This window comes from Agromyces salentinus, assembly GCF_009749395.1.
In the GTDB taxonomy this organism is placed as follows: domain Bacteria; phylum Actinomycetota; class Actinomycetes; order Actinomycetales; family Microbacteriaceae; genus Agromyces; species Agromyces salentinus.
Window position 1 is genome coordinate 254,803 of sequence record NZ_WBIR01000005.1, and the last position, 13,232, is coordinate 268,034.

Sequence of the window (13,232 nt, forward strand, 5' to 3'; positions counted from 1 at the left end):
GGTTGGTCTGGGGTGGGCCACTGCTACGGTCCGGCCGGCGGCACGGGGGGCTCGGGGTCCGGCGTGGGCGTGGGCGTGGGCGGGTCCGGCGGGTCCGTCGGCTCCGGCGGCGGGCACAGCGATCCACTGCGCACGATGGGCGCGAGGTCGACGTACTCCCCCGTGAAGACGAGGTCGTAGGTGACCGCGAGCGGCGCGTTGACGGGATCGGGCACGACCCAGTTGCGCACGACAGCCGAGCCCCATGCCGCCTGCGAGACGGTCGCGAAGACCTCGTCGAGCGTCGGGGCCGCAGCGTCGGCCGGTTGCGGGAGGCACTGCTCGGCGAAGTCGACCGTGACCTCGGTCGGCGCCGTGGCCGCGGTGACCGCCACCTCGTCGGAGCACTTGGTGCTGAACCACGACTGCTTGCAGGTCTTCACGCGCACGTCGCCGGGCGAGGCCGACGTCTGCAACGAGAAGTCCTCGCGCCAGTCGCCGTACATCCAGTACACGGGCCGGAATCCGCCGCTCGCCTCGACCACGGGCGCCTGCTGCAGCCGGTACTCGAAGTGGCTGCCGCCTCCGGACGGCGTGGTCGCCACGGTGTAGCTCAAGGAGCCACCGGGCAGGTCGACGTCGTGGATGGTGTCGGCCCTGGCCGTGTCGGACTGCACGACGCCGTAGCCGTTCGAGGCGCACACCTTCACGTAGTAGCGCTCGCGCTCGCCGAGCCCCGAGAGCGTCGAGGAGGTGGACTCGACCTCGGCACCGGAGGTCTGCAGGCCGCCGTCGCCGTCGACCCAGCAGCGGGCGTCGCCGTTGCGCCAGGCGAGGTAGCGCACGTCCGACGGCCGGTCGCTGAAGTTGACGTCGAGGCCGACGCCGGAGACCAGGATCGAGGTGTTCGAGGCGGATGCCGCGGCGATGGCGTTCGGGCTGAGTCGCGGCGCACCGGCGACGGTGACGGGAACCGCCGTCGTCGCGCCCTCGTTGCCTCCGCGCCCGGTGGGCGGGTCGAAGATGCTCACCGGCACGAGCGTGAGCATCTTCGGTCCGGGCGCCAGCGTCAGCTCGGTCCTCGTCGTCGCTCCGCTGCGCTCGATGACCGTCCCGGTCTCGACGACCCGGAAGGATCGCGCGTCCCGGTCGGCGGTGATGCTGAGTGCGACGACGCCGGCATCGGGTGAGGTCGTGCCCTCGCGGTAGACGGGCTCGGCCGAGGCGGACGCGATGTCGGGTGCCTCGTAGCTCCAGGTCGTCACGGGGTTCGTGCTCGTCGAGACGCCGACGCCGTTGACCGCCCGCACCGCGAAGTCGTGCCGTTCGCCGGGGGTGAGGCCGGAGACGGTGCACCACCAGGCGCCGGGCGCGCGGGGTCCGCAGTCGGCGGGAACGGTGCGGCCGCCCTCGAGCACCTCGAGGCCGGTGACGGGCGGGTGCGCGCGCATCGCCTCGCCGAGGGAGACCTCGAGGGTCACGCTCGAAGCCGTGTAGTCGGCCGTGGAGACGGCGGCCGGAGCCTGCGGCAGGCCGAGCAGGTCGACGGTGAGGCGGCCGGTGCCGGTCCGGCCCTGCGCATCGGCGACCGTGAACGGCACGACGCACTCGCCGCCGAAGGCGTCGGCGCCGCTCGGCCACGTGACGACGATGGTGCGATCGTCGGCGGCGCGAATGGTCGCGACCTGGCAGGACGTCGCGCCCGCGCCGAGTCCGGTGAGCTTCAGGCCGGAGCCGGTCTTGCCCGCGAACGGGTCGTACTCCCCGCCGACCCCGATGACGGTGACGGCGCAGGAGGCGCCGTCACCGACGGAGCACTGCTGGGTCAGCACGGCGCCGCGCGGGGCATCCGCGGGAGCGGAGCCGACCACCAGCGAGATGGCGGAGGTCAGTCCGTCGAAGGCGCCGATGCTGACGGTCGCGGTCTCGCGGGTCCCCGGCCTGGCGTCGGCGCGAGCGACGATGCTCACCCGGTCGCCCGCCTGCTCGACGGTGAAGGCGCTCCCGGAGTACGCGACCGAGTAGTCGAGCTTGGAGGGATCGCCCTCGCGGCCACCCTCCCATGTCGTCATCTCGTCGTAGAGCGCGACGGTCTCGCTCGCGCCGGGCGGCACGGTGCGGCTCACGGCCGAGAGGATCGCCTGCGGGTCCTTCGGGATGATCGCGATCGGCACGCCGACCCACGACCATCGCTTCTGGCCGTCGAGGCGCACGGGGATCAGGCAGTGGTCGCTCCACGGCGCCTCGCGCCCCGCGGCGTACTCGACCTCGCCGCCCGCAGCCGGTCGGCAGGTCGCGGCCGCGCGCTGCACGGCGTACGTCTCGGCGGCGTCGACCTCGACCGCGTCGCCGGAGGGGAGGTCGAGCAGCTCCCGGACCTCGAACTCGACCGACTGCTCCTCGCCGACCTCGATCGGGTCGGCGTCCGCGCGGAGCTGCACCCGCAGGTCGTCGGATGCCGGGACCACGAGGAATCCGAACGCCTCCGCCTCGCGGCCCGCTCGGTCCGTGCCGTGCACGCGGAACGGGACGAGGGCTCCGGCCTCGGGCGTGGGGCCGACGATGCTCTGGCCCGCGACCCGGTAGGCGTCGGAGCCGTCGCCCCAGATCTCGACCTCGAGCTGCCCGAGCTCGCCGGACGCCCATTCCACGTGACCCGAGACGACGTCGAGCCCGCGCTCGGGCAGCTGCGCGCGGGTGCTCGCGGTGACCACGGTGTCCGAGACGACCGGCGCGTCGGGCGACTCGGACTCGGTCACGTTGACGACGATGAGGCCCTCGGCCGTGCTCGAGGTGCGCGCGGACTTCACCGTGTACCGGTACGAGTTGGTGCCGGCGACGTCGCCGGGGCGCAGCACGACCCGGCCGTCCTCGAGCGAGGTCGAGCCGTCGACGAGCCCGTCGAGGCGTGCGTACTCGCTGCTGCCCTCTGGCGCGTTCGGCACGAGTGCGACCAGATCGAGGTCGCCCTGCGCCGGGTCCACGTCATTGCCCGCGGGCTGGATCGTCACCGGCGCCTCGGCGGACTGCTGGGCGCGCACGTAGTCGCTGAACGTCACGGGCGCGGCATCCGTCACCGAGGCCGTGAGCACGCCGATGCGCACCCGGCCGGTGCCCTCGTCGCCCGAGGCGTCCCGCACGGTGTACTCGAAGGCGGGCTGCTCGGCGCCGGTGCCGTTCTCGGGTGCGGTGTAGACGATCGTGTCGCCCTCGGCCGAGATCGTGGCGATGCCGAGGCCCGTGGCCGGCTGCGTCACCGAGGTGAGCACCGTGCGATCGCCGTCGGGGTCCATGCCGACCGCCGGCACGGGCACGCGCACGCTCTGCCCGCTGAGCACGCGGGCGAGGAGGAGCCTGGGCTCGGGCGCGCGGTTGGCGCCGTCGGGCAGAACGGTCACGGTCACCGTGCTGTGGTCGAGCCGCTCGGGCGCCTGCTCGAGGCCGACGGCGTATCCGAGCTCGTAGGTGCCGGGCGTGGTCGGGGCGAGGTAGCGGACCCGGTCGCCCGAGGCGAACGCGAGCTCGCCGGCCGCCGCGGAGGAGCTCACGTCGGGGTGCACCACGAGGCGCTCGCCGCGCGGGCTGACGTCGTTCGCCGTGACGGGGATGTCGACGAGCTCGCCGACTCGCACGGTGACGGTGTCGGGCATCGCGATGGGGCTGAGGCCGACGGATGGCGCGACCTGGAACACCGCGAGGTCGCCCACGGCCGTGCCGCCGGCGCCGTCGGCGACGGTCACCTTCGCGCGTCCGACGAGCCCCGGCTGTCCGTCGACGGTCACGCCCGTGGCGCGTACGAGCGACTGCGACACGACGCCCACGCCGAGCTCGGGCGTCGCCGAGACCGCCCCGGTGACGACGAGGACGCGGCCGGTGGTGTTCTGGGCCGCATCGAGGATGTCGACGAGCGCATCCTCACCCGCGCGCACGAACGCCGTGACGGGGGCGATCGCGAGCGCCGCGCCGGGCGCCGCGACGGTGACCCGGATCGAGGCGGTCTGCTCGGCCCGCGTCACGAGGTCCTGGACCGTGAAGGTCGCGAGGTACGCGCCCGGCGCCTCGGCCGAGAGCTCGATCTCGCCGGAGGACGCGTTCGGCACGACGGTCAGTCCGCCGCTCGCGGCGGTGGCCGTGGGAACGGCGTCGACGAGGCGGAGCGAGCCCGACCCGCCGCTCACGTGGTCGGCGATCTGCACGGTCGCGGTCTCTCCGGCGCCCGCGGTGACGGCGACCGGCGCGAGGTCGAGCGCGGCGCTCGAGGTCACGCGCAGGTCGAGGGTCGCCTCGGCCGTCGCCCCCCGCTCATCGGCGACGGTCAGGCGCACCTGGACCTTCTCCGCGCCCGCGTTGGGGTCGGTATGGCGCACGGCGACCCGGCCGTCGGCCATGGGCACGACCGAGATCGGCGCCGACGGGTCGACGGGCTGCGCATCGGCCAGGACGAAGGCGTCGCCCTCGGGGTCGACCCACCCGGAGAGCACCGAGACGAGCGCGGTGCCGCCCGGCATGAGCTCGGGCGCGGGCCAGCGCTGCACGCAGTCGGCGACGCCGCACCAGGCGGGCGCACTGTTGACGTCGTCGGGGACCACGGTGAGCGTCACGGTCGTGGCCGCAGAGCTCGCCGCGCCATCCGTCGCCGCATAGGTGAAGGTCGCCGACCCCGACGTCGCCCGCACGCGCACGGTCGGCGTCTGGTCGTTCGAGACGAGGGCAAGGTCGCCGAACGCCGCGTCGGAGAGCCCGCCGGTCATCGACGCCGGATCGACGGTGAGCACGTCCTTGGCGTTCGGGTCGTGGTCGTTCAGCAGCACCGGCAGCTCGACCTGCTGGCCGGCGCGCACCCCGAAGGCGTCGGCGACGGCGACCGGCGGCTCCTGGCGCGCGAGGTCCTCGACCTCCTCGGTGCCGACGCGGTCCTCGACCTCGTCGTCGAGCGCCCACTGCTCGAGCGGCACCAGGCGGCCGTCGGGGACGGTCCACAGCATGCCCGAGCTCGTCTCGTTGAGCACGGCCCGGTCGCCGTTGCCGCGCAGCACGGGTGCGAGCGACTGCGCGGCATCCTGGTCGCGGGCACCGGCCGGGAGTTCGAGCGCCACGGACCGATCGCCCTCGCTCGTCCAGGCGGTGCCGCCCTCGGGCGAGAGCCACGCGGCGACGACCTGGCCGTCGACCACGATCGGCTGCGCGGGCGTGCCCGCGGCGGCGACGGTGCGTTCGGCCTTCGCGCTCCCGTCGGTCGCGAGCTCGAGGAGGCCCCCGGAGTCGGCGATAGCGACGGATGCCGCGGCCCGGTCGCCCTGCTGCAGTCGCGCGTCGGCCGCGACGTCGATCCGGATCGGCTCGTCGGAGCCCTCGAGCCAGACGCGACCCTCGGCGGCGTCGAGGAGGACCCAGCGCGTGCCGACGACCGTCAGCTCGAGGCGGGCGTCGGCCACGGGAGCATCGACCACCGGGGCGGCGTCGCCGTCGAACTCCCCCGTCGCGGCGTCGTAGAGCCGAACGGCCTCCTCGCGGGCCGAGTACATCGCGATGAGGCCCTCGGGCGACACGCCCACGGTCGTGGCCGCGTACGTCTCCTCGTCGTCGCCCTCGGACGAGCGCTCGGCGTACGGGTCGACCGGGACGGCGTCATCGCCGTCGAGCCGCCCGGCGTGCACGGTGCCGGTGTCGGTCCGGTAGGCGATCCACTCGCCGGCCGTCACCACGTCGCGCGTGCCGGCCGGGGTCGGCAGCGAGCCGCCCCCGTCGTCGGAGGCGAGGTCGGCGGGATCGGCGGGGTCGATCGGCCAGCGCTGGCGCGACCCCTGGTTGTAGACGGATGCCGCGGAGCCGGCCTGCACGACCGTGGTGGGGTCGTCGACGTCGCGGACCACGTCGATCTCGGCGAGGTCGGTGTTCACTCGGGCGTACTGGCCGGAGTCGCGGGTGACCCACACCGAGGTCTCGACGCGCGGCACCTCCTGCGCCTCGTAGCCGTTGGCCGTGACCGCGAGCGTCGCCACCACGGCGACGGCGGCCACCCCGGCGACGGACGCGATGATCGCACTGCGACGGCCGGTACGCGCCGACGACCTGCCCGCGGCCATCAGATGACGCCTGCGAGGAGGAGCGCGGCCGCGCCGGCCGCGAGGACCAGGACGGCGGAACCGACCCCGATGAGCGCGGGTTTCAGCCACCCGCTGCCGGATCGCGCCGGCGCGAGGCCGCCCGCATCGACGACGGCGGCCGAGGGGCGCGCCTCGGCCTGGGCGGCGGCTCGGCCGGCTCGGCGCGAGTCGGGGTTCACGGTCGTGACGACCGGTCCGCGCTGCGACGCGTCGCCGAACGAGATGTGGGCCGCCGATGCCCACTCGGCCGACGCGACCTCGAGGCTCGTCGGGGCGACGCCGAGTTCGTACTGCGCCCACCGCAACTGCTCGCCGAACTCGGCCATCGAGGCGTACCGGCGGGCGGGGTCGCGCTGCATCGCGGTCGAGAGGACGGTGTCGATGCGGGCGGGCACGCCCCTGGGGCCGAGCGGCGTGTATTTGGCGCCGAGCACGCGGCGGGAGAGCTGGTCGACCGAGTTGCGGCTGCGGTCGGCGAGCTCGAACGGGCTGTGCCCCGCGAGCAGCGTGTAGAGCGTCGCCCCGAGGCTCCAGACCTCGGTCGCGACGGTGCCGGTGGTGCGTTCGCCGAGCACCTCGGGGGCGCTCCACGGAATCGACATCGCGAACGTCTCACCCCCGCCGCCGTCGCCGATCGCTCCTGCGATGCCGAAGTCGGCGAGCACCGGTGCCCCGAGCGAGTTCACGAGCAGGTTCGACGGCTTGATGTCGCGATGCAGCATGCCGGACCGGTGCGCCGTCTCGAGGGCACCGGCCATGCGCACGCCGATGTCGAGCACCTCCCCCGCCGGCATGGGGCCGCGCTTGACCCTGGCCCCGAGCGACTCGGGGCAGTACTCCATGACGAGGTAGGGGCGGCCGTCGGAGGAGATCGAGGCCTGGTGGATCGTGACGATCGACGGGTGCGCGCTGACCCGCGCCATGGCGTCGGCCTCGACCGTGAAGGCCCGGCGGGCGTCGGGATCGACGACGTCGACGAGGAGCACCTTCACGGCGGTCACGCGCCGCGGCAGGTCCTGCTCGTAGAGGAACACGTCCGCGAAGCCGCCCGCGCCGAGCGGGCGGACGTAGCTGTACCCGGCGAGCACCGGCGGCGCTGACGGCAAGCGTTTCGGCACGAACGTGGCCCCCTTCTGCCGGTGTTTCGTCGAGTCACCGGCGGAGCGGTTCGTATCGGAATGCGGAATGCGTGCGAGCGCGGGCCACGGGAGCGACCCGGTGGAGCGGAGGACGGCCGCGCCGCGGGCATCCGCGGTTATCTTAGACGACGTCTCGGAACCCACCGAATCGGACGGCAGCGGCCGAGCGGGCTTCGGCCGGTTTGCTACTCGGCGTCGAAGGGCGTCTCGCCGAGCTTCAGCCGGTCGATGAGCGCGGCCGCGTGGTTGGTGCTCAGGATGATGCGCGCGAACTCGCCGCCCGCGAGCTCGAGCACGACGGCCTGGCGCTTGCCCTTGACGATCACGAAGTCGAGGCCGCCGTGGTACTTCCACGCGCCGACGGCCACCACGAGCGGCAGCTCGGTGCCCTTGGTGCGGATGCCGCGGATCCACACCCACGGATCGTCGGTGATCGTCGCGGACCTGATGTCGTCGCGCTGCACCACGATGTCGTCGGCGCGCAGCGCGAGTGCCTTCTCGGCCGGGGTGAGGAGGACCTCGATCCGGTCGGTGTGCACGCGTAGCTGAGCCATGGTCCCATCCTGCCCGAGTCGTCCGACATGAGGACAGCCGACGCCCCACAACGGGGAAACGGTTCGATACCGTTATCGAGCCGTAACCGTGATGCCCGGTTACCGACGCTTCGGGTCGGCGCCGGGGCACCGGTCGCGCCGGCTCAGGCGGGACGAGCGGATGCCGCGGCGCGGGCGGCGGCCGGAAGCGCATCCACGATGCGACCGATCGCCGCCTCGTCGTGCGCGGCCGTGACGAACCACGCCTCGAACACCGACGGCGGAAGCGAGACGCCCGCGTCGAGCATCGCGTGGAAGAAGGGCGCGTAGCGCCACGACTCCTGGCGCTGCACGCCCGCGTAGTCGTGCACGCCGCCGGCGACCTCCTCGCCGAACACGAAGCTGAAGAGGTTGCCCGCCCGCTGCACGCCGTGCGCGACGCCCTCGACGGCGAGCGCCGTCGAGACCGCCTCGCTGATCGTCGCCGCCGCCTCGTCGAGGTGCGCGTAGACCGCGGCGTCCGCCGCCCGGAGCGTCGCGATGCCCGCGGCGACGGCGACCGGATTGCCCGAGAGCGTGCCGGCCTGGTAGACGGGGCCGAGCGGGGCGAGCTGGTCCATGATGTCGGCGCGACCGCCGAGTGCTGCGACGGGCATGCCGCCGCCGATGACCTTGCCGAAGGTCAGCAGGTCGGGCGTGTACGCGTGCTCGGTGCCGGACTCGAGGCCCCACCAGCCGGCCTCGGACACGCGGAAGCCCGTGAGCACCTCGTCGCTGATGACGAGGGAGCCGTTCGCGTGCGCGAGCTCGACGAGCGCCGCGTTGAAGCCGGGCAGCGGCGGCACGACGCCCATGTTCGCGGAGGCGGCCTCGACGATGACGGCGGCGATGCGGTCGCCGTGCTCGGCGAACGCCGCGCGCACGGCATCGAGGTCGTTGTAGGGCAGCACGAGCGTGAGCGCCGCGATGTCGGCGGGCACGCCGGCCGAGCCGGGCAGCGCGAAGGTCGCGAGCCCGGAGCCCGCCTCGGCGAGCAGGCCGTCGGAGTGGCCGTGGTAGTGCCCGGCGAACTTCACGAGCACGTCGCGGCCGGTGAAGCCGCGGGCGAGGCGGATGGCGCTCATCGTCGCCTCGGTGCCGGTGGAGACCAGCCGCAGCTTCTCGACCGGCGCGACGCGGGCCTCGACGAGCTCGGCGAGCTCGGTCTCCGCGGGCGTGGACGAGCCGAACGAGAGGCCGCGGGCCGCGGCATCCGTCACCGCCTGGACGACGCGCGGGTCGGCGTGGCCGAGGATCGCGGGCCCCCACCCGGCGACGAGGTCGACGTACTCGCGGCCCTCGACGTCGGTGACGTACGCGCCGCGCGCGCTCACAAGGAAGCGCGGGGTGCCGCCCACCGAGCGGAAGGCCCGCACGGGCGAGTTGACCCCGCCCGGGATCGCGGCCTGCGCACGGGCGAAGAGCTCGGCGTTGCTCGACGGGGCGTCGGCGCCGGAGTGGCGGGCGTTCATGCGACGTCTCCCTTGCGGATCCAGTCGGCCAGTTCGACGGCCCAGTACGTGAGCACGGCGTCGGCGCCGGCACGGCGGATGCCGCGCACAGACTCGATCACCGCCCGCTTGCGGTCGATCCAGCCGTGGGCGGCCGCTGCCTCGATCATCGCGTACTCCCCCGACACCTGGTAGGCCCAGACGGGCACGTCGGATGCCGCGGCGACGTCGGCGAGCACGTCGAGGTAGCTGCCGGCGGGCTTGACCATGACGATGTCGGCGCCCTCCTCGATGTCGAGCATCGCCTCGCGCAACCCCTCACGCCGGTTGCCGGGGTCGAGCTGGTACGAGCGGCGGTCGCCCTCGAGCGTGGACTCGACGGCGTCGCGGAACGGGCCGTAGAACGCCGACGCGTACTTCGCCGAGTAGGCCATGAGCACGACGTCCTGATGACCGCCGTCGTCGAGGGCTTCGCGGACCGCGGCGACCTGGCCGTCCATCATGCCCGAGAGGCCCAGCAGCTGGGAACCCGCACGCGACTGCTCCAGTGCCATCGCCGTGTACCGCTCGAGCGTGGCGTCGTTGTCGACACGGCCGCGCCCGTCGAGCACGCCGCAGTGGCCGTGGTCGGTGAACTCGTCGAGGCACAGGTCGGTCTGCACCACGAGCCGGCCGGCGGATGCCTCGACCGCGACGCGCGTGGCCACGTTGAGGATGCCCTCTGGGTCGGTCGCACCCGACCCGCGCGCGTCGCGCTGCTCGGGCACGCCGAAGAGCATGACGCCGCCGAGGCCGACGGACGCGGCGGCGTCGATCGCCGCAGGGAGGCTGTCGAGCGTGTGCTGCACGACACCCGGCATGGACGCGATCGGCAGCGGGGCGCTCGCGCCCTCGCGCACGAACATGGGAAGCACGAGCTCGGCCGGGTCGAGCCGGGTCTCGGACGCCAGGCGGCGGAGCGCCGGCGTCTCGCGGAGACGCCGCGGGCGGATGCGGGGGGCAGGCGTGGAAGTCACCGCACAAGCCTACGTCGCGGCGACCTCGTCGCCCCTGAGAGCCGGCCCCCGGATGCCGAGGCACCGTGTCGCGGCAGCCAGACCGGCCCCCGTCAGCGCCTGTGCTGATCTCGTCATCCCTCCTAGTATCCGGAGACGCCGGCCGGCCAATGCAGCTCGGCGCCCCTCTTCGTGAGCAGGGCTTGGAACTCCGCGAGGAGTTCCGGACTGGTGCGGATCGCTCGCGGGCGGGACGCGCGATCGAGGCAGAAGGCCGCGAGGCGGCCGGCTGCTTCGCCGATGTTCCACTCCACCGGGTGCAGCCGGAAGGCGCCGTTGGTGATGTGGGTGGTACCGACGTTCTTGCCCGCGGGCAGGAGGTTCTCCAATCGGCGGGGGATCAGGGCTCCGAGGGGGATCTCGAAGGGGCGCGACGGCAGGTCGAGGTAGTTGTCGCCACCGGTGCTGGGGTGCAGGTCGATGCGGTACATGCCGACGCCGACGGAGTCGTCGAACGTGGCGGGCCCGGTCTCGCCGGTCGCGGCGATGGAGAGGTCGAGCTCGGTGACCGTGGTCTCGGCGAGGATGCGACGCGACTCCCGGATGTAGGGCGCCATCGCCAGCCCGTCGGGCCCCTGCGTGAGGTCGGACCGCAGGCGCAGCCCGGTGAACCCGGTGCCGCCGTCGGGCCTCGGCGCCTCCGTCTGCAGCCAGTACAGCATCGAGAGCGACTGCTGACGTGCGGATGCCTGGCGCTCCGCGCGCACCGCCTCGGGCACGTCGATGATCGTGCCGCCGATGTGGTCGATCATGGGCCAGTTCACGAGCACGACGTCGCTCGGGTACGTGCCGGGCTCGAAGTTGTGCCGGGCGATGATGCGTCGGAAGGTCCAGAGCTCGCGATCGCCCGCATCCTCCCGCTGATCGGCGACGCGTTCGGCGTCGATGCCGGCATTCGGCGTGAACGTGCGGGTGGTGATCTCGAGCGAACGCGGGTCGGGGCCCGTGAGCGAGATCATCGGCGCGCCCCAGTAGTCGGGCTGCGCGGTGCGCCAGGCGTCGTACTCGGCCGGTCGGTCGATCGTGTGGTCGCCGTCGACGTGGTCGACGACGAAGCACCAGCTGAAGGCCTGCTGGTTCTCCGGTTGGGCCTCGTCGGGGGCGCTCGGCTCGCCCGTGTCTCGCCTGGACTCGAATCCGGTGACGTACTCGGCACCCGTGAGGGGCAGCAGGTCACCGAGTTCGGTGGCGTCGATGACGTAGTCGGCGACGACGATCGTCTCCCGGCCGTCGTCGAGACTGCGGAAGGTGACGGCCTCGACGCGGTCGCGGTCGACGGATGCCGCGGTCGGCACCGCCGGCTGCAGGATCGTGAGCCGGCCGGTCGCCCGGTACGGCGCGAGCATCTCCTCGATGACGGCGACGCCGACGAGGGGTTCGGCGCAGACGCGGCCCACGAGTCCGGCCCCCGGGTTCAGGTGCGGGTCGGTGCGCGCGGCCTCCGTGAGCGGGTAGTTGCGGCGGTAGTAGTCGCGGATGCCGTCGCGCAATGCGCGGTAGCGGGCGGTGGTGCCGAACGACTCGACCCAGGTGTGCTCGTCCATGGGCACGGCCTGGCTCGTGAGTTGCCCGCCGAGCCAGCGGTACTCCTCGGTGAGCACGACCGTGCGGCCGGCCTCGAGCACCCCGAGCGCGGCGGCGACCCCGCCCAGGCCGCCGCCGGCGATGAGGACCTCGGCGCGGAGTTCGGCCGGGCTGGTTCGAGTGGTCATGCGGAGCCTTCGGGGGTGGACCGGGTCCCGGATGCCGCGGGCGCGACGAGCGTGGCGCCCGCGAGCGTCGGGCAGGGCAGGGTCTGGCGGAGCTCGCCCTGCTCGACCCGATCGTCGGGGTCGAGCATGCGGGCGAGGAGACTGGTCGCCGCGGCCGCGAGCTCGGTGCGCGGCGGGCTGAGCCGGGTGAACTCGACGCGGCTGCCCCCACGACCGGGCTCGGCGAGCACGATCATGCCGAGCTCGGCCGGGACGTCGACGCCGTCGCGCACGGCGAACGCGTGCAGGCGCTCGGCCCACTCGGCGGTCTCGACGACGACCACGGTCGCGCCGGAGGAGCGGATGGCGGCCCAGTCGCGTTCGAGGTCGTCGCCGAGGGACGGGATGGCGACGAGTTCGGCGAGGGCGGCATCGCCGCCGCGGCGTGCGAGTTCGTCGAGCACGCCCGCGCGCCGGTCGAACACGGACTCGCCGCGGCTGTCGACGTGCAGGTAGGCGAAGCGTCGGTGGCCGAGCTCCCAGGCCTCCCCCACGAGACGGGCGGTGCCGCTCGTGTAGTCGATCGCCACGTACGGCACGCCGTCGACGTCGCGGCGGCCGATGGCGACGAACGGGAAGCCGTCGGCGACGAGGCGCTCGAGTTCGGCGTGGTCCATCTCGACGCCGAGCAGGAGGCATCCGTCGGCGAGGCGCAGCCGGTTGTGCTCGTGCAGCAGGCGGCGGGTGCCGTTCACGACCGGGGCGCTCGTGAACAGCAGGAGGTCGCAACCGAGGTTCTCGGCAGCCTGCTCGATGCCGCTGAGCAGCGGCGCGTAGAAGTCCCGGCTCTCGGTCGGGAACGCCGGCTCGTAGGTGAAGACGCCGAGGATCTTGTTGCCGACCCCGGCCAGGCGGCGGGCGGCCGGATCGGCCACGTACCCGGTCTCACGGAGCACCTTCAACACGCGCTCCCGGGTCTCCTCGGGGATGCGAGCGTCGCCGTCGGCCTTGTCGTTGAGCACGAGCGAGACGGTCGCCTGGCTCACGCCCGCGAGCGCGGCGATGCGTCGCTGCGTGATGCGTCGCGGGGGTGTCTGGGAAGTCGACATCGAGATCCTTGGGGTCGCGTCCTGCGGTGCTAATCCGCATTAGCAGCGACTCTAGAGGACGCTAATGCGGATTAGCAATGGGTTCGTCGAAGACGCCGAACACGTACACACGACTGGTCGGCCCGATCA

Annotated in this window: 7 protein-coding genes; all 7 read right to left on the reverse strand. The window is 73.4% G+C overall.

Translation table 11 applies throughout. The features are described 5' to 3' along the window. Positions 1 to 23: 23 nt before the first annotated feature. The 7 genes from GQQ95_RS06980 to GQQ95_RS07010 all read right to left on the reverse strand — a co-directional run bounded on the left by GQQ95_RS06980 (position 24) and on the right by GQQ95_RS07010 (position 13,103). Complete coding sequence (locus tag GQQ95_RS06980; protein WP_157426930.1) at positions 24 to 6,065, reverse strand: fibronectin type III domain-containing protein; 6,042 nt, start codon at positions 6,063 to 6,065, stop codon at positions 24 to 26. Next, positions 6,065 to 7,204 carry a serine/threonine-protein kinase gene (locus GQQ95_RS06985; protein ID WP_170296999.1) on the reverse strand — a complete coding sequence of 380 codons (1,140 nt, stop codon included), beginning with the start codon at positions 7,202 to 7,204 and terminating at the stop codon, positions 6,065 to 6,067. The genes GQQ95_RS06980 and GQQ95_RS06985 overlap by 1 nt, the downstream gene beginning before the upstream one ends. Before the next feature lie 206 nt (positions 7,205 to 7,410). After that, on the reverse strand, positions 7,411 to 7,779 hold the full coding sequence (locus GQQ95_RS06990; protein ID WP_157426931.1) for a hypothetical protein: 369 nt from the start codon (positions 7,777 to 7,779) through the stop codon (positions 7,411 to 7,413). A gap of 143 nt (positions 7,780 to 7,922) precedes the next feature. Further along, a complete protein-coding gene (gene hemL / locus GQQ95_RS06995; protein ID WP_157426932.1) occupies positions 7,923 to 9,269 on the reverse strand; it encodes a glutamate-1-semialdehyde 2,1-aminomutase in 1,347 nt (448 codons plus the stop codon). After that, on the reverse strand, positions 9,266 to 10,264 hold the full coding sequence (hemB, locus tag GQQ95_RS07000) for a porphobilinogen synthase (protein ID WP_157426933.1): 999 nt from the start codon (positions 10,262 to 10,264) through the stop codon (positions 9,266 to 9,268). The genes hemL and hemB overlap by 4 nt, the downstream gene beginning before the upstream one ends. A gap of 122 nt (positions 10,265 to 10,386) precedes the next feature. Beyond that, positions 10,387 to 12,015 (reverse strand): FAD-dependent oxidoreductase, encoded by a 1,629-nt coding sequence (locus GQQ95_RS07005; protein WP_157426934.1) that lies wholly within the window; start codon positions 12,013 to 12,015, stop codon positions 10,387 to 10,389. Continuing rightward, positions 12,012 to 13,103, reverse strand: a complete 1,092-nt coding sequence (locus tag GQQ95_RS07010; protein WP_157426935.1) for a LacI family DNA-binding transcriptional regulator — start codon at positions 13,101 to 13,103, stop codon at positions 12,012 to 12,014. Before GQQ95_RS07010 ends, GQQ95_RS07005 begins: the two co-directional genes overlap by 4 nt. Positions 13,104 to 13,232: the final 129 nt, after the last annotated feature.

Coding starts and splice junctions, on each gene's coding strand:
- GQQ95_RS06980 (WP_157426930.1), bottom strand. CDS start 6,065: ATGGCCGCGGGCAGGTCGTCGGCGCGTACCGGCCGTCGCAGTGCGATC.
- GQQ95_RS06990 (WP_157426931.1), bottom strand. CDS start 7,779: ATGGCTCAGCTACGCGTGCACACCGACCGGATCGAGGTCCTCCTCACC.
- hemL (WP_157426932.1), bottom strand. CDS start 9,269: ATGAACGCCCGCCACTCCGGCGCCGACGCCCCGTCGAGCAACGCCGAG.
- GQQ95_RS07005 (WP_157426934.1), bottom strand. CDS start 12,015: ATGACCACTCGAACCAGCCCGGCCGAACTCCGCGCCGAGGTCCTCATC.
- GQQ95_RS07010 (WP_157426935.1), bottom strand. CDS start 13,103: ATGTCGACTTCCCAGACACCCCCGCGACGCATCACGCAGCGACGCATC.